Annotated in this window: 16 protein-coding genes, 2 tRNA genes, 1 other RNA gene and 1 pseudogene; 4 read left to right on the forward strand and 16 right to left on the reverse strand. The window is 14.6% G+C overall.

Features of this window, described 5'->3' with window-relative positions:
• Positions 1 to 53: 53 nt before the first annotated feature.
• Positions 54 to 836 (reverse strand): TatD family hydrolase, encoded by a 783-nt coding sequence (locus tag AB4W47_RS01565; protein ID WP_367670525.1) that lies wholly within the window; start codon positions 834 to 836, stop codon positions 54 to 56.
• Between the two features lie 39 nt (positions 837 to 875).
• The gene (locus AB4W47_RS01570) at positions 876 to 1,835 is read right to left on the reverse strand and encodes a DNA polymerase III subunit delta' C-terminal domain-containing protein (RefSeq protein WP_367670526.1); all 960 of its coding nucleotides are present in this window, start codon (positions 1,833 to 1,835) and stop codon (positions 876 to 878) included.
• 298 nt (positions 1,836 to 2,133) lie between these two features.
• Between AB4W47_RS01570 and rnpB the strand changes: the two genes are divergently transcribed.
• An RNA gene (rnpB, locus tag AB4W47_RS01575) (RNase P RNA component class A) lies at positions 2,134 to 2,490 on the forward strand.
• A 92-nt stretch (positions 2,491 to 2,582) separates the two neighbouring features.
• Here rnpB and pth read toward each other — a convergent pair.
• Both pth and AB4W47_RS01585 read right to left on the reverse strand, forming a co-directional pair.
• Positions 2,583 to 3,014: an aminoacyl-tRNA hydrolase gene (gene pth, locus AB4W47_RS01580; protein WP_367670781.1), complete on the reverse strand. Its 432-nt coding sequence runs from the start codon at positions 3,012 to 3,014 to the stop codon at positions 2,583 to 2,585.
• On the reverse strand, positions 2,990 to 3,127 hold the full coding sequence (locus AB4W47_RS01585) for a hypothetical protein (RefSeq protein WP_367670527.1): 138 nt from the start codon (positions 3,125 to 3,127) through the stop codon (positions 2,990 to 2,992). Before AB4W47_RS01585 ends, pth begins: the two co-directional genes overlap by 25 nt.
• Before the next feature lie 1,156 nt (positions 3,128 to 4,283).
• Between AB4W47_RS01585 and prfA the strand changes: the two genes are divergently transcribed.
• The gene (prfA, locus tag AB4W47_RS01590; protein WP_367670528.1) at positions 4,284 to 5,336 is read left to right on the forward strand and encodes a peptide chain release factor 1; all 1,053 of its coding nucleotides are present in this window, start codon (positions 4,284 to 4,286) and stop codon (positions 5,334 to 5,336) included.
• 16 nt (positions 5,337 to 5,352) lie between these two features.
• The gene (gene prmC / locus AB4W47_RS01595; RefSeq protein ID WP_367670529.1) at positions 5,353 to 6,195 is read left to right on the forward strand and encodes a peptide chain release factor N(5)-glutamine methyltransferase; all 843 of its coding nucleotides are present in this window, start codon (positions 5,353 to 5,355) and stop codon (positions 6,193 to 6,195) included.
• A gap of 421 nt (positions 6,196 to 6,616) precedes the next feature.
• Here the strand turns inward: prmC and lgt are convergent, their stop codons facing one another.
• From lgt to AB4W47_RS01655, 12 genes and pseudogenes are all read right to left on the reverse strand, one after another.
• Positions 6,617 to 7,459: a prolipoprotein diacylglyceryl transferase gene (lgt, locus tag AB4W47_RS01600; protein WP_367670530.1), complete on the reverse strand. Its 843-nt coding sequence runs from the start codon at positions 7,457 to 7,459 to the stop codon at positions 6,617 to 6,619.
• 464 nt (positions 7,460 to 7,923) lie between these two features.
• Complete coding sequence (gene rplI / locus AB4W47_RS01605) at positions 7,924 to 8,373, reverse strand: 50S ribosomal protein L9 (RefSeq protein WP_367670531.1); 450 nt, start codon at positions 8,371 to 8,373, stop codon at positions 7,924 to 7,926.
• Between the two features lie 34 nt (positions 8,374 to 8,407).
• Positions 8,408 to 8,632: a 30S ribosomal protein S18 gene (gene rpsR, locus AB4W47_RS01610; RefSeq protein ID WP_367670532.1), complete on the reverse strand. Its 225-nt coding sequence runs from the start codon at positions 8,630 to 8,632 to the stop codon at positions 8,408 to 8,410.
• Between the two features lie 64 nt (positions 8,633 to 8,696).
• Entirely contained in the window at positions 8,697 to 9,029 is a 333-nt protein-coding gene (gene rpsF / locus AB4W47_RS01615; RefSeq protein ID WP_367670533.1) for a 30S ribosomal protein S6, read from the reverse strand.
• A gap of 233 nt (positions 9,030 to 9,262) precedes the next feature.
• Positions 9,263 to 9,838: a NifU family protein gene (locus tag AB4W47_RS01620; protein WP_367670534.1), complete on the reverse strand. Its 576-nt coding sequence runs from the start codon at positions 9,836 to 9,838 to the stop codon at positions 9,263 to 9,265.
• Between the two features lie 293 nt (positions 9,839 to 10,131).
• Complete coding sequence (gene truA / locus AB4W47_RS01625) at positions 10,132 to 10,881, reverse strand: tRNA pseudouridine(38-40) synthase TruA (protein ID WP_367670535.1); 750 nt, start codon at positions 10,879 to 10,881, stop codon at positions 10,132 to 10,134.
• Between the two features lie 432 nt (positions 10,882 to 11,313).
• Positions 11,314 to 11,499 (reverse strand): carbon storage regulator CsrA, encoded by a 186-nt coding sequence (gene csrA / locus AB4W47_RS01630; RefSeq protein ID WP_367670536.1) that lies wholly within the window; start codon positions 11,497 to 11,499, stop codon positions 11,314 to 11,316.
• 74 nt (positions 11,500 to 11,573) lie between these two features.
• The gene (gene alaS / locus AB4W47_RS01635; protein WP_367670537.1) at positions 11,574 to 14,225 is read right to left on the reverse strand and encodes an alanine--tRNA ligase; all 2,652 of its coding nucleotides are present in this window, start codon (positions 14,223 to 14,225) and stop codon (positions 11,574 to 11,576) included.
• A gap of 274 nt (positions 14,226 to 14,499) precedes the next feature.
• Positions 14,500 to 15,476 (reverse strand): annotated as a pseudogene (gene recA / locus AB4W47_RS01640) (recombinase RecA); the annotation flags it as partial.
• 289 nt (positions 15,477 to 15,765) lie between these two features.
• Positions 15,766 to 16,095 (reverse strand): TusE/DsrC/DsvC family sulfur relay protein, encoded by a 330-nt coding sequence (locus AB4W47_RS01645; protein ID WP_367670538.1) that lies wholly within the window; start codon positions 16,093 to 16,095, stop codon positions 15,766 to 15,768.
• Between the two features lie 441 nt (positions 16,096 to 16,536).
• Positions 16,537 to 16,620: transfer RNA gene (locus AB4W47_RS01650), tRNA-Leu, on the reverse strand.
• A gap of 22 nt (positions 16,621 to 16,642) precedes the next feature.
• Positions 16,643 to 16,713: transfer RNA gene (locus tag AB4W47_RS01655), tRNA-Cys, on the reverse strand.
• Positions 16,714 to 17,149: 436 nt separating this feature from the next.
• Between AB4W47_RS01655 and gap the strand changes: the two genes are divergently transcribed.
• Positions 17,150 to 18,148 (forward strand): type I glyceraldehyde-3-phosphate dehydrogenase, encoded by a 999-nt coding sequence (gene gap / locus AB4W47_RS01660; protein ID WP_367670539.1) that lies wholly within the window; start codon positions 17,150 to 17,152, stop codon positions 18,146 to 18,148.
• Positions 18,149 to 18,476 lie beyond the last annotated feature (328 nt).

The raw sequence follows: 18,476 nt of genomic DNA on the forward strand, positions 1-18,476 counted from the left end.
TATAAATATTTAAAAAAATTAAAAAAATTAAAAAAATATTAATTAATTTATTATTAATATTTATTAATATTAATTTTAAAAAGTTTACAAAAATTTTTTGAAGTATGATTACTTAGTTCTTCTAAAGAAATATTCTTAATTTTTGATAAAATATTTGCTATATATATCATATATGATGGTTGATTTTCTTTATTTTTATATGGAACTGGAGATAAATAAGGTGAATCAGTTTCTATTAAAATTCTATTTAATGGAATAAATTTAATAATTTCTTTAAAAGCATTTGGATTAAATGTAATAATTCCAGAAAAAGATATATAAAAACCAAGATTTAATAAAATACGAGCTGATTCAATAGATTCACTAAAACAATGTAAAACTCCATTACAATTATTAGATTCTTTTTCTTTAAGAATAGATAAAACATCTTTTATTGAATTTCTAGAATGTATTATAAGAGGTTTTTTATAATTTTTAGAAATTTCTATATGATTTCTAAATGCTTTTTTTTGTCTTTTTTTATTATGTTTATTTTTATAAAAATCTAATCCAGTTTCACCAATAGCAATAATTTTTTTATTAAATGATATAGAATTTAATAATTTAAAATTAAAATATTTATCAATATATAATGGATGAGTACCATAAGAAAGAAAAATATTTTTTTTTCCTTTAACTAATTTTTTCATAAAATTAAAATTTTTAATTTCAGTACAAACAAAAAGAATAATATTTATATTTTTTTTTTGAGCTTTTTTAATAACATCATCAATATTTTTATGTAAAGTTATATAATTTAATTTATCTAAATGACAATGAGAATCTATTAAAAACATATTAACTCCTATATAAAATTATATATATAAATAACAAAATTATTCTAATAAAGATAAACAATACATTATTAATAATTCTTTATTAACTCCATTAACTATAATATTTATTTTATAATATTTTATCCATTCTTTTATATGATTAAATAAAATTTTAATATCATAATAATTAGATAATTTATTTATTAATTCAATTTGATCAACATTAACTAAAAATTTTTTTATATTTTTTTTCCATTTTAAAGAATCAATTAATAAACTAATAAACCACCAAGTAACATTTTCATTATTTTTTTTTGTAAATATAGGTAAAATAGATAAAAAATCTTTATTATTAATAGATTTATATATACTTTCACATAAAAATTTTCTTTTATTCCATTCTTCTGAAATTAATAACTTTTTTGCATTTAAAATACATCCATTATTTAATCTTAATGAAGTTTTAATTTCTTGTAAAGAAAATTTAATTTCTTTTTTTAGCCATAAAATTCCATACTTTTCATTAGGGATAGAAAGATAAAATTTAAAACATCTACTTCTAAATGAAGGTAATAAATTTAATGGTTGTTGACAACCCATTAAAAAGAAAGTGTTTTTAGGAGGTTCTTCTAAAATTTTTAATAAAGAATTTTCTGCATATTCAGTTAAAATTTCAGTATGTGGTATAAATATAACTTTATATCCTTCTTTATATGAATAATTATATATTAGTTTTTTTAAAGATCTTATATCATCTATTCCTATAATATTTGATTTTAATCCTAATTGATAAAAATCTGGATGATATCCAACTTTCATTAATTTACAATCTTTACATTTATTACAATATTTTGTATTATTTTTTTTTTTACATATTAACCACATTGCTATCGAATATAAAAAATATAATTCTCCATTTCCTTTAAAACTTTGTATTAATAATGCATGATGAGCTTTATTTTTTTTAAAAAAATTAATTATTCTTTTATAAGAATCATTTAACCAATTATATTTTTTCATTTTAAAAATACATTTTAATAATTTTATTTAAAAAATTTGAATATATTTATTTATTATAATAAAAATTATTATTTTAATAAAAATAATAAAAAAATAATAATTTTTATTTTTTTAATAAAATGTTTATAAATTTATATGATAATATCAAAAATTTTATACTTGGTCTAAAATTTTTAAAATTTGTTTAAAATATTTTTTTAAATAAATTTTTAATTTATATAAAAATTTAAATAATTGTTGTAATATATAATTAAATTATAAATTTTATTTATTAAAATAATTTTAATTTTTAAATTAAAGAGTCGATAAGATAGTCGCTATTTTTTATAAAAATTAATAGAGGAAAGTCCGGACTCCAAAGGGTAAGAATGCCAGATAATTACTGGGAAGTGTAAACTTACGAATAGTGCAACAGAAAAAAAACCGCCTAAATTTTATATATTATATGGTAAGGGTGAAAAGGTGTGGTAAAAGCACACCACATAACTGGTAACAGTTTATGGTAATGTAAACTCCATTCGGAGCAAGGCTAAATAAAAGCTTAATAGTATTACCCGTACTAAAGCTTGGGTAAGCCGCTTGAGTTAATATGTGAATATTAATCTAGATAAATGACTATCCTAGACAGAATCCGGCTTAATAATCGACTCTTTAATAAAAATTAATATATTTATTTTTATAAAAATAAATATATTATTTATATAAAATTATATATTTATTATTTATTTAATAAATTAAATATAAATTTTATTTTTTATTTTTTTTTATTATATAATTTATATTTTTAATAGATTTTTTTATCGAATTTATAATTAATTTTTTTTCTAAAATTGTTGGACTACTTAATACAAATTTTATAATATTTTTTTTAAAACCTGGATGTCCTATTCCTATTTTTAATGAATTAAAAGAATTATTATTTAATTCTTTAACTATATTTTTTAAACCATTATGAGTACTATAATTTTTTTTTATATTAAATTTTATTTGACCAGGAGATAAATTTAATTCATCATGAATTATTAATATTTCTTCAGTTTTTATATTATAAAATTTAGTAATATATAAAACAGATTTTCCACTTAAATTTATAAAAACATTTGGTATAAATAAATAAATTTTATTTAATTTAAAATTTAATAATCCTAAATATCCTAAAAATTTATTTTTTTTTTTAATTTAATATTAAATTTTTTTGCTAAAATATGAATATACCAAGAACCTATATTATGTCTTGTCATAATATATTTTTTTCCTGGATTTCCAAGTCCTACAATTAATTTTATTTTCATAAATTTTTTGTCTTTAAATAAATATTATTTTATTATTTAAAATATATTATAAATCAATTTAAAATTATTAATTAATCTTATATATTTTACTAATATTTTAGATAATTTTAATATTTTATATATTAGAGTAAATTTTAATTATTAATTATAATATTATCATAAATACTAATTTAATTTATAAAAAAATTTTTTATATTCTTAAAAATATTTTCATAAAATATGAAATAAATTATATAAGAATATAATTTTTTATTATTATTATTTTTAAAGATTTAATAATTTTATATAAAATATATTTTTTATTAATTTTTTTTATTAATAATAATATAATAATTATTTTTATATTTTTAATAATATTAATTATTATAATAATAAATTTATTTAAATTTTATTTTATTTATTATATTTATAATAATATTGTTAAATATTTTTTTAATAAATTTATTTCTTGATACTCTTATAATATTATGTAATATAATAATTATATTATTAAATTTTTATTAAAAATATATTTTAAAAAAATAAAATTAGTAAAAAATATTATAAACTAATATTTTAAAAAAAATTTTAAATTTGTTTAATATATAAATTAAATTTAATAATAAGGAATTATATTTATATTTATTTTAAATAAAAAATCAGATAAAATTTTATATTAATATGAACTTTTATATATTTAATTATTAAATTTTGTTTTTTATATATAAAATAAAAAATTAATTTATTATTTTTTTTAGAATAAACTTTTATTAATATATAAATTATTATTATAAATAATATTAAATTATTATTTATAGGTTATATATTAATTTAATAATAAAAATATTATATATTTATAATATTTTTATTAATTTAAATATTTATTTTTTATATTAAATTATATATTTAAAAAAATATAAAATATAAATATAATATTATTTAATATATATATAAAATTTATAATTTTTAAAAATTAATAAAATTTTTTAATATTTAATTTATTAAAAATTTAATAAAAATATAAATGTAAAATATTTATAAATTTTACTATATAATAGTATATTGTATATTAATAATAAAAATTTTAATTATAAATTAACATAATAAATAATTAATATTTATTAAATAAATTTAAAATATTTTTATTTATATATAAAATATAGGAATATTTCATAAAATGAAAGAATCTTTTATTAAAAAAATAAAATTATTAAATAATAGGTTTAAAGAAATAGAAATTTTATTAAAAAAAAATAATATAAATAAAAATTATAAAAAATTTTATCTTTTATCTAAAGAATATTATAAAATTATTAAAATTAAAAATTATTTAAATAATATAAAAGAAATTAATAATAGTATAAAAAATACTAAAAAATTTATTAATGATATAGAAATGAAAGATATAGCAAAAAAAGAAATATTAAGTCTTAAAAATAATAAAGATTTAATTTTAAAAAAAATAAATTTATTAATAAATAAAAAAAATAAATTAAATAATTATTTAGGATGTTTTATTGAAATAAGATCTGGTAGTGGTGGAAAAGAATCATCTATTTTTGCTAATGATTTACTTAAAATGTATGCAAAATATTCTGAATATAATAAATGGAATTTTAATATTATTACAGCAAATTATTCTGAATATGGTGGATATAAATCAGTTATAGCAAAAGTTTCAACAAAAGAATCATATAAAAAACTTAAATTTGAATCAGGTGGACATCGTGTTCAACGTATTCCAATTACAGAAACACAAGGAAGAATTCATAGTTCAGCTTGTACAGTAATAGTAATGCCTGAAATAGAAAAAAAAAAACTATTAGATATTAATATAAAAGATTTACGTATTGATACATTTAAATCATCAGGAGCTGGTGGTCAACATGTAAATACAACTGATTCTGCTGTTAGAATTACTCATATTCCTAGTGGAATAACATCTGAATGTCAAAATGAAAGATCTCAACATAGTAATAAAGCAAAAGCATTAGAAATATTAGGTGCTAGATTACGTAATAAAGAATTAAAAAAACGTAAAGAAGAAGAATCTTTTATACGTAACAACTTAAAAGTTAGTGGAGATAGATCTGATCGTATTCGTACTTATAATTTTCCTCAAAAAAGAGTAACAGATCATAGAATATCTTTAACAAAATATTGTATTGACAAAATTATGAATGGATATTTAGATATTTTAATAGATCCCCTTATACATTTACTTAAATAAATAATTAATTTATACAATGGTTACTATTTCAGAATGGTTATTTTATGCTAAAAATAGATTAAAATATATAACAAATTCTCCTCAAAAAGAATCAGAAATTTTATTAAAAAAAATTACTGGAATATCTCAATTACATATTATTGCTTTTCAAGAAAAAAAAATAAATTATAAACAAATAAAAAAATTAGAAAAATTTTTATATCGTCGTGAAATTGGAGAACCATTAGAATATATTTTAAAAGAATGTGAATTTTGGTCATTAAATCTTAAGGTATCTAATTGTACATTAATTCCAAGAATTGAAAGTGAGTGTTTAGTAGAACAATGTTTATATTATTTAGATAATAAAAAATTTTTAAAAATACTTGACTTAGGAACTGGAACTGGTGCTATTGCTTTAGCATTAGCATCAGAACAAAAAACATGGAATATTACTGGTGTTGATTATATTTTAAATGCAATATATTTAGCTTATAAAAATTCTAAACGTTTAAAAATAAATAATGTAAAATTTATATATAGTAATTGGTTTTCATCATTAAAAAATATTAAATATAATTTAATTGTTTCTAATCCACCTTATTTAAGTTTAAATGATTTTTTTTTATATAAAAAATTTATATATTTTGAACCAATAAGTTCTTTAGTTTCTAAAAAAAATGGTTTTCAAGATATTTTTTTTATTTGTAAAAATTCAAAAAAATATTTATTCAACTATGGTTGGTTAATTATTGAACATGGTTGGAAACAAGGTAAAGTTGTAAGAAAAATATTTTTATATTTTAATTTTAAAAATATCAAAACTATATATGATTATAATCATAATGAAAGAATTACAGTTGGACAATTTATTATTTAATAAAATTTTTATAATTTAATAAATAAAATTAATAAATTTATTAATAAATAAATATTATTTATTATTTTAAATAATTAATTAATATATAAATATTAAAATTTATATATAAAAATATTTTATATATAAATATAATAAGAATAATTTTTTTGAACAAATTATTTAATTTATAAAAAATTTATATTATTAATATGATATAAATAATTTATATAAAAATATTAATAATAATTAGATTTATTTTTAATTTTTATTTAAAATATTAAATTTAATTAAATATATTAAAATTTTATTTTTATTTATAAATTTAAATATATATTTTTTGTTTATTATTTTTAATATATAAAATTTTTTATTTTAAAATAAAAAAATTTATAAATTTAATAAAATTTATTTATAAAATATAATCATATTTTTATTAAATAAATTATTTTTTTAAAAAAATATAAGTTCCTATAATTAACATAGGAAATGTAAGTATTTGACCTATACTTAAAAAATTAAAAAATAATCCTAATTGAATATCTGGTTGTCTAAAAAATTCTATAAAAATTCTAAATATACTATATATTATTAAAAATAAAGAAGAAATTTTTCCTATATTATTTTTTTTATTTTTATAAATATTTAAAATTATGAATAATAAAACTCCTTCTAAAATAAATTCATATATTTGTGAAGGATGTCTAGGAAGAGATCCATATATTTTATATATTTTTTTTAAAACAATAGAATTTTTTATAGCAATTAAATCTTCTTTTTGAGAATTTGTAAATAATATTGCCCATGGAGTATTTAAAGTTATTCTTCCTATTAATTCACAATTTATAAAATTACCTATTCTTCCAAGACCTAAAGAAAATGGTATTAATGGAGATATAATATCAGTTATACTAAAAAAAATATTTTTATTTTTTTTTGAAAATTTAAAAATTATAAAAATTACTCCTATTAATCCTCCATGAAATGACATACCTCCATTATATATATAAAATATATTTAATGGATTTTTTAAAAAAAAATTTATATTATAAAATAATATATAACCTAATCTTCCACCTATTAATGCTCCTAAAAATCCATAATATAATAAATCATCAATTTTTTTTTTTGAAAATTTAATTTTTAATTTATATATTTTTTTTTTTGAATTAAAAAATATAAAAAAAAATCCTATTATATACATTAATCCATACCAACGAAAATTTATAGAACCAATAGAATATATAATTGGATTTATTGATGGAAATATAAAATATTTTTTTATCATAAAATATATAATACTTATTATTATTTTTATTTATTTTTAAAAAAAATTAAATTTTTATTAATTTATATTTATTATTATATATAATAATAAATTAAATTATTAAAAATATTTATATATATTTTATATAAAATATATATGTTTATAGTATTTTTTTAAATAAATTATTAAATAATTTAATGTTTATTAAATAAAATAAAATAATTAATTTTATTTAAATTATATAAAAAAATATTTATTAAAATATTAAAAATATTATTAATAATTTAAAATTTAATTTTTTTAATAAAATATATTTAATAATTATTTTTTAAATAAAAATTATATATAATTTTATATTATATATATTTTTTATAAAATATTATATATAAAATTTATTAAATTTAATTTATTAATTTAAATTTATTTAAATAATTTTATTAATTTTTTATAAAAAATTTAATATTATTTTTTAAATTTTTATAAAATTATTTTTTTAAAATTTTAACAATAACATTTGCATAGATTTTATTATATAATTTAATATATATTTTATAATCTCCTATATTTTTTAATGGACCATTTGGAAGTTTAATTTCTTTTTTTATTAAATTAATTCCCATTAATTTAATTTCTTTTAAAATTTCTTTATATCCTATTGATCCAAATATCTTTCCTTTTTCTCCTGATTTTGCATATATAATTATATTAGAAAGTTTATTTATTTTATCAGCTTTTATTTGAGCTATTTTTTTTATTTTTTTTATTTTTAATTTTTCTTGAAGTTGTTTTTTTTTAAAATATTCAATATTTTCCTTAGTAACTAAAATTGCTTTTTCTTTAGGAATTAAAAAATTTCTAGCATATCCATTTTTAACATTAATTTTATCTCCAATGTTTCCAAGATTTAAAATTTTTTTAATAAGAAAAACATTCATAAAGTATCCTTTAATATATTTTTTATAAATTTAATTATTTAAAATCAGTATATGGTATCATTGCAAGATATCTAGCTTTTTTAATAGCTTTAGATAATTGTCTTTGATATTTAGATTTTGTACCAGTAATACGACTTGGTACAATTTTATTACTTTCATTAATATAATTTTTTAATATTGTAATATCTTTATAATCAACTTCAGTAATATTTTCTGCAGTAAATCTACAAAATTTACGACGTCTAAAATAACGAATCATATAATTAATCTCCAAATATTATTAATTTTTAATATTTTAATAAAGTTAATTTTATTAAAAATTATTATTTTTTTTCATCTTTTGTTTTTAAAACAATAGATGATTTAGTAATAGCTTTTTTTACATTTATAATAAGATTTCTTATTATATTTTTATCAAATTTAAAAGATGATTTTAAATCATTAATTAAATCTTTAGAAGATTCTATATTAAACAATATATAATGTGCTTTATTTAATTTTTTTATTGGATATGCTAATTGTCTTCTTCCCCAATTTTCTAATCTATGTATTATTCCTTTTGAATTTTTAATTTTAATTTTATAATTTTTAATTATATTATCTATTTCGTTAATAACATCAGGGTGTAATAATAAAATTATCTCATAATGTCTCATTAATAAATCCTTTTTTTATGTAAATTTTTAAAAAATATTTTTAATATAAATAAAATATAGTTTTATTTATATTTTTTAAATAAATTTTTTATTTCTTAAATAAATATTTTTATAAAATTTATTATATATTTATAAAAAATTATTAAAAATTGATTAATATAAAAATATAATTTTATTTAAAATTTTAAAATTTATATAAAATATAATAAATATTATTATTTTTTTAATATAAATTAATAATAAGAAAATTTTTTATGTATATGATTAGTAGAATCAGAAATACCATTTAATTGAGGAAAAAATTTTAAAAGATTTTTTTCTATATTATTTTTTAAAGTAATTTTAATCATTGAACATCCTTGACATCCTCCACTAAATTTTAGTATAGCAAACATATTTTTTGTAATTTTAATTAATTCTACTTTTCCTCCATGTTTAGATAAATTAATATTAATTTTTAAATTTAAAAAATCTTTAATTTTATTAAATAAATCAATTGAATTAAATTTATTATATTTTTTTATATAAGGAGCTTTTATAGTTAAATATGATTTAACATCATTTTTAACAAAATTAATTTCTAAATTTTTTATATAAGGAGATATTTTTTTATTTACAAAAATAGAAAAATATTTAAATTTGAATTTAATATCATTTTTTTTTATTTCATTTTTTAAACAAAAAGACATTCCATATTTCATATAAGATGTTTTTAAATTTTTAATAAAAATTCTAATATTTGTTTTTTCTTTTTTAGAAGATAATATATTTTTAATATATTTTTGAGCAGATTTAGTAATATAAATCATTATATTTTCTCGTTATTATATTAATAATTATATATATTTTAATAAATATTAATTTTTTTTATAATTTTATAATCTTTTTAAAAAATATAAAAAAAATTAATTTAAATAATTTTATATTATATAAAACATTTTTTAAAAAAATATATATTTAAATAATATTTAAATTTATTAAATATAATATATTAAATTTTTTATAAAAATATATTTTTATTTATTATTAAAATTAAAATTTATTTAAATAAAATATATTTATAAAATATAAAATTATTTATTAATAAAATTATTAATAATAATTATATAGGTAAATAAAAATAATATGGATAATTAATTTTATATAAATATAGTCCTTTAGGTGGAGCAATATTAAAAGATTTTTTTTTTTGAATTAATAAATTATATATTAATTTTTTTGATTTTTTTCCTAATCCTATTTCTATTAAACATCCTACAATATTACGAACCATTTTATATAAAAAAGAATTAGCTTTAATTTTTATCAAAATAAAATTATTTTTTTTATAAATTTTAAATTTATATATTGTTCTAATATAATTATTTGTTTGACATTTTGTAGAAATTAATAATTTAAAATTATGTGTTCCTAATAAATATTTTCCTGCATATTTCATTTTATCAATATCTAATTTTTTAGAAATATAAAATACTTTTTTATTTAAAAAAACTGAATTATATGTATTATTATATATAATATATTTATAACATCTAGAAATTGCACTAAATCTTGCATGAAAACTTTCTTTAACATAAATTATCCATTTAACATAAATATCTTTTGGAAGATTAGAATTTAAACCTAATATCCAAGATTTTATTTTTCTATATGATTTAGTATAAAAATGTACTACTTGATTAACAGCATGAACTCCAGTATCTGTTCTTCCTGCACAATAAATACTTATAGGTTCATTTGCTATTTTTGATAAAGCTTTTTCTAAACATTCTTGAATACTAATAGAATGTTTTTGCTTTTGCCATCCATGATAATTTGTTCCATCATATTCTAATCCAAGAGCTAATTTCATAAATTTTATTTTATTAAAAAATTTATATTATTATATAATAATAATTATATTATATAAATGTTTAAAAAATTTAATTTTTTTATTTGTGTATATTATTTATATAAACATATTAATATTAATTAAATTTTTTATAAATATTATATATAATATATAATTTATTTAAGTTAATAAATAAAATTTTATAAAAATTTAAAAAATAATAAAATATATTTTTCAAAAAATTTTTAATTATTTTTTTTTAAAAAAAATATATATATTATAGATAATTAAAATTTATATAAAATTTTTATATAAAAATTATATTTATATATATAATATTTTATTTTTTAATAAAATTTATTATATAATTTTTTTTGAAAAAAAATAAAATAAAATTATTAAAATTTATTATGAAAATTTTATGCGCCTTTAATTATATAAGGCGCATGATTTTTAAGATATATTTTTTGTAGATTTTTCAACTTGAATACGCTGATATATTTCTTCACGATGAATAGAAACTTTTTTAGGAGCATCAATACCAATACGAACTTGATTTCCTTTAATTCCTAATATAGTTACTTTTACTTCATCCCCAATTATTAGGCTTTCACTAACTCTACGAGTTAAAATAAGCATGATTTTTCCTTAAAAGTTATAAAAATATCATATAAATGATGATAAAATTAAATTAAATTTTATATTAATTTTTATTAAATATTTGTATTATTTTTAAATTTTTTATATATTATTTTTTTTATATCAATAAAAACATTATTTAATTTATGTAAATTATTACTATTAGCTCTAGCCGAATAATAACTACCTCCTCCATTTCCTTTAGTTTTTTCTATAAAAAATTCTATAATATCCGTTGCTTTAATATATTTAATAATTTTTTTACTTACATTTACAAAAATATTTATTTTATTATTTATAATAGTAAAAATAACTATTATATATGGATCTAAATTAGATTTAATATAATCAATAATTTTATAAATAATTTTAATAGAAATATTTTCTATATATTTACATATAATATTAATATTATTAATTATTTTTATTTTTTTAAGTAAAGATTTTATTTTATATTTTATTTTTTTATTTTCAATTTCTTTTAATTTTTTTTTTAAAAAATAATTAGTATTATATAAATTTTTAATATTTTCAACTATATCATTTTCATTTACTTTAATAATTTTAGAAATTAAAAATAATTGTTTTTTTTTAAAAATAATATTTTTTATAGCTTCTTTTCCAGTTATAGCTTCTATTCTTTTTATTCCAGATGCAACAGAAGATTTTTTATTTATTAAAAATAAAATAATTTTTTTTGTATTATTAACATGAGTACCTCCACATAATTCTATTGAAATATTTGATATAGAAACCATACGAACGTAATCTGGATATTTTTTATAAGGTAGCATTAATGCTCCTTTATTTTTAGCTTCTTTTAAAGTAGTATATTCCGATTTAATAGATAAATTTTTATTAATATTGTTATTAACAATTTCTTCAATAGAAGAAATATGATCATCATTAATTAAATCATTATATAAAAAATCAAAACGCAAATGTTTATCATCAATGTAAGATCCTTTTTGTTTTATAGAATCTCCAAATATTTTTTTTAAGGAATAATGTAATAAATGAGTTGCAGAATGATTTAATGATATAGAATTTCTATATTTTGTATTAATTTTTGCTATAATTTGATCTTTAATTTTAAAAAATCCATTTATTAAAAATCCTATATGTAAAATATTTTTCTTATATTTCTTTGTTTTAATAACTTTAAAATATGAATTATCTTTAATTATTTTACCTATATCTCCAGTTTGACCACTGGATTCTCCATAAAATGGAGTTTCATTTAATATTATAATAGATTCATTATTATTAGATAAACAATCTAATTTTATATTATTTTGATATAATCCTATTATATTTGTTATACATTTTTTTTTATTAAAACCTAAAAATTTTGTATGTTTATTACATTTTAATTCAAATTTATTTTTTATATCAATTAATTTTTTATTAAAAACTTTTGATTTATTTTTCTGAATTTCCATTTCTTTTTTAAAAACATTTTCATTTATAGAAATATTATGATATTTACAAATATCTTTTGTTAAATCTAATGGAAATCCATGAGTATCATATAACCAAAAAGCAATTTTACCATCTAATTTTTTTTTATTTAATTTACTAAATTCTTTATTTAAAATATATAATCCATTTTTTAATGTTTTATGAAATTTTTTTTCTTCATTATAAATAATATTTTTTATAAATATTTTATCATTTGATAAATGAAAAGATGATAATTTCATTATTTTAATTACTGGAAAAACTAATTTATATAAAAAATAATCTTTAATTCCTAATTTATTTCCATGAAATATTGCTCTTCTAATAATTCTTTTTAATACATATCCTTGTTTTTCATTAGATGGATAAATTCCATCTCCTATTAGAAATATAGAACAACGAATATGATCTGCAATTATTCTTATAGAATTTATATTTAAATTTGAAATATTTGTAATTTTTTTTAAAGAAGAAATTATTTTTTTAAAAATATCAATATCATAATTACTTTTAACAAATTGAAGAACTGATGCTATACGTTCTAATCCCATTCCAGTATCAACAGAAGGATTAGGAAGAGGATCCATAATTCCATTATTTTTACGATTAAACTGCATGAATACTAAATTCCAAATTTCAATATATCTTTCTTTATTTTTTAAAAAATTTTTATTAATATTATTAGGTATAGAATCTTCATAATCATAAAAAATTTCTGAACATGGACCACATGGACCAGTATCCCCCATCTGCCAAAAATTATCAGAATAATATTTATTTCCTTTATTATCTCCAATACGAATTAAATTATTTTTATTTATACCAATATCTTTAAACCATATATTATATGTTTCATCATCTTTTTCATATACAGTAATTAATAATTTTTTTTTAGGTATAGCAAACCAATTTTTATGAGTTAAAAGTTCCCAAGCAAATTTAATTGCATCTTTTTTAAAATAACCACCAAAACTAAAATTTCCAAGCATTTCAAAAAAAGTATGATGTTTATTAGTATATCCTACATGATCTAAATCATTATGTTTACCACCTGCTCTTACACAACGTTGTACAGTAACAATATTTTTATATTTAGATTTTTCTAAACCTAAAAAAATATTTTTAAATTGATTCATTCCTGAATTTGTTAATAATAAAGTATTATCATTTTTTGGAATAAGTGAACTACTAGAAATTATTTTATGATTTTTTAAATAAAAAAATTTTAGAAAAGCTTTACGAATTTCTGATGTACTTTTAATCATAATTTTCTCATTTTATTAAAAATATTTTTATAAAAATATTTTTATAAAAAATTAATTTAAAATTTAATAATATATTAAAATATTAATATTTAATTAAAATATTTTTTATAAAAAATATTTATATATTAAAAAATTACTTAAAATATATAAGTATATATTATTTAATTTAAAAATTAATCTATTTATAAAAAATAAATATATATTATTTAATAATTTAATAAATTTTAAATTTTTTTAATATTATATATTAATTATTTTTTTTTTTAAAAAATTTTTTTTGAATTATTTTTATTAATTTTTTTTTAATTATTTTGTTTTTTTTTAAAAAAATACATACATTTTTTTTTCCTTGTCCAATTTTTTTTCCATTAAAATTATACCAAGAACCAGATTTTTCAATAATTTTATTTTCAACACAAATATCTAATATTTCCATATATGTATTAATTCCTTTTCCATATATAATTTGAAATTCTGCTTGTTTAAAAGGTATTGAAATTTTGTTTTTTACAACTTTAACACGAGTATCATTTCCGATAATTATATCTCCATTTTTTACAGCTCCAATTCTTCTAATATCTAATCTTACAGATGCATAAAATTTTAAAGCATTACCTCCTGGAGTTGTTTCTGGACTTCCAAAAATTATACCTATTTTCATGCGAATTTGATTTATAAAAATTAAAAGTGTATTAGATTTTTTTAAGTTACTTGCAAGTTTTCTCATAGCTTGACTCATCATACGAGCTGCTAATCCTATATGTGAATCTCCTATATTACCATCAATTTCTGCTTTAGGAGTTAATGCAGCTACAGAGTCTACAATTATTACATCTACTGCTCCAGAATTACTTAATTTATCACAAATTTCTAATGCTTGTTCTCCTGTATCTGGTTGTGAACAAAGTAAATTATCAATATTTACACCTAATTTTTTTGCATATAATGGATCAAGTGCATGTTCTGCATCTATAAAAGCGCATATTTTTTTTTTTTTTGTGCTGAAGAAATAATTTGAAGTGTTAATGTTGTTTTTCCTGAAGATTCAGGTCCATATATTTCTACAATTCTTCCAATTGGTAAACCACCAGATCCTAATGCAATATCTAAAGATAAAGAACCAGTAGAAATTGTTTCTATATCCATAGATCTATCATCTCCTAACCTCATAATTGAACCTTTACCAAATTTTTTTTCAATTTTATTTATTATCATATTTAATGATTTTATTTTTTTTTCATCATTAGACATTTTATCTCCATAAATTAAATATTAATATTTTATATAAAAATTTTATAAATTAAATAAATTTTAATATAATTAGAATTTAATATACTTTTATATTAAATTAATAAATTTTTTTAAAAAATTTATTAATTTTAAATTTAATTTAAAAAATATTTATAATTATTAATTTAAATAAATTTTAATAAATTTATATAATAAAATATATAAATATATATATTTAATATTTATTTTTTATAAAGATTTTTTTTTTTAAAATAAATTTATTAAAATTTGTTTTTTATAAAAAATATTTTTAAAAAAAACATTTTATGGGTTTTGGTAAACCAGCAATTTTTATTGCTTGATTAATTGGTCCTTTAGGAAATAAACGTAAAATATATCTACTATCTATATTTTTATTTTTATATTTATTTGAGAGAAATGTAACCATTATTCTAACTCCTGGTATTACTTTAAATTCTTTATAAAATGTACGTAAAAAATTTATTAATTTCCAGTGTATCTTATTAAGATTTATATTTTCTTTATAAGCTATTTTATTTGCAAAATCTTTATTCCAAGAATTAAAATTAATTAAATAACCATAAAAATCTGTTTCTAATTTTACATTTTTTTTATTCATAATAATTATTATATTTATTTTTAAATTTATATAAAATTTTTTTATATATTATATATATAATTAATATTATTTTTAATAAAATAATAAAATTATTTATTTTAAATAATTTTTTAGATAAATATTTACATATAACTTTTAAAAATTTTATATAAAAATTTAATTATATAATTTTATATTTATTAATATAAATATATTAATTTTTAAATTTAAATAGTGAAATTTTTATAAAAATTTTAAAAATTTATTAAAATTTTTATTAGTAAATATATATCGAAGTATATATAAATTTTTATAAAAAATTATATATTATATATAAATTTTTTATAAAAATATATTTTAATTTAATTAAATTAATATTAATTTTTTAATTATTTATATATTTTTTATTAAAATTAATAATAAAATATAATTTTATACAAAATATTTTAAATAAAAAATTAATACCCGAGACGAGACTTGAACTCGTATAGCCAAAAGGCTGAGGGATTTTAAGTCCCTTGTGTCTACCAATTCCACCACTCGGGCAAAATAAATAAAAAATAATTAGAGGCGTATCCCGGAATCGAACCGGGATATACGGATTTGCAATCCGTTACATAGCCTTTCTGACAATACGCCTTAATATTTTATTAAAAAAAAATATATAAAATATTTTTAATAAATTTTTATTTTATAAATTATTATATAATAATAAAGTATTTTTATAAAATAGTAAATAAAAAAAATATTGTTTTTAGTTTTTTAAATTTTTAAAATTTTATTAAAATTTTTTATTTTTAAATAAAAATTATATTAAATATAATTAATATATATTAAAATATATTTTTTATATATAAAATTATATTATAATATATATAATGTTTTATATAAAAAAAATTATTAAATAATTAAATTTATATAAAAAATAAATTAATTAAAAAATAATAAATTTTATAAAAAAATTATTTTATAAATAATTTTATTTATTTTTTTGTATTTATAATTTAATTAATAATTAACATTCTACATAAATTAAATATATAAAATTTTTAATATAAAATATATAGGTAAAATAATGACTATTAGAGTAGCTATTAATGGATTTGGAAGAATTGGTAGAGGAGTTTTTCGTGCTGCACAAAAAAGAAATGATATTAAAATAGTTTCAATTAATGATCTTTTAGATATTGATTATATTTCTTATATGTTAAAATATGATTCTACACATGGAAATTTTAATGGAAAAATATCTATAAAAAAAAATACTATTTTAGTAAATAAAAAAAAAATTAAATGTTTTTCTGAAAAAAATATATTAAATTTACCATGGAATAAAATGAAAATAGATGTTGTAGTAGAATCTACAGGTTTATTTTTAACAAATGAAAAATCTAAAAAACATATTATATCTGGAGCTAAAAAAGTTATTTTAACTGGACCTTCTCAAGATAATACACCAATGTTTGTTATGGGTGTTAATCATAAAAAATATAATGGAGAAGATATAATTTCTAATGCATCTTGTACAACAAATTGTTTAGCTCCGTTAGTAAAAATTATTCATAAAAAATTTAAAATTATAGAAGGATTAATGACTACAGTACATGCTACTACTGCAACACAAAAACCTATTGATGGTCCTTCAAAGAAAGATTGGAGAGGTGGAAGAGGAGCTTTACAAAATATTATTCCTTCTTCAACTGGAGCAGCTAAAGCTGTAGGAAAAGTTATACCAGAACTTAATGGAAAATTAACAGGAATATCTTTTAGAGTTCCAACATCAAATGTTTCTGTTGTAGATTTAACAATTAGATTAAAAAATTCTGTTTCTTATAAAGAAATATGTAAAACAATTAAAGATGCTTCAGAAAAAGAATTTTTTGGAATAGTAGGATATACTGAAGATAGTGTTGTATCTAGTGATTTTAATGGAAATTCATTAATTTCTATTTTTGATGCAAGTGCTGGAATTTCTTTAAATAATAATTTTGTAAAATTAATTTCTTGGTATGATAATGAAACTGGTTATTCTCATAAAGTATTAGATTTAATTTCTTATATATATAAAAAATAAAATATTTTTAATTTATAAGGAGCTAATTATAAGCTCCTTAAATTTTAAGTTAAAATATAAATTTTTTTTAAATTTATTAAAATATTTAAATTTTATAAAAAATATTAATTTTTTAAAAAAAATAATTTTTTATTAAATTAAATATTATTATTTTAATAAAATTTTTTATATTTACTTTAAAGTAAATATTTTTTATTAAATTTAATTAATTTAAAAAAAAATTATAATATATTTAATAAATATATTTAATATATTAAATTAATTAAATAAATAATTTTTTTTTAAATATATATATTTATATTAATAAATATACTTAATTTAAAATTTT

Source organism: Sodalis-like secondary symbiont of Drepanosiphum platanoidis (assembly GCF_964059955.1).
In the GTDB taxonomy this organism is placed as follows: Bacteria; Pseudomonadota; Gammaproteobacteria; order Enterobacterales; family Enterobacteriaceae.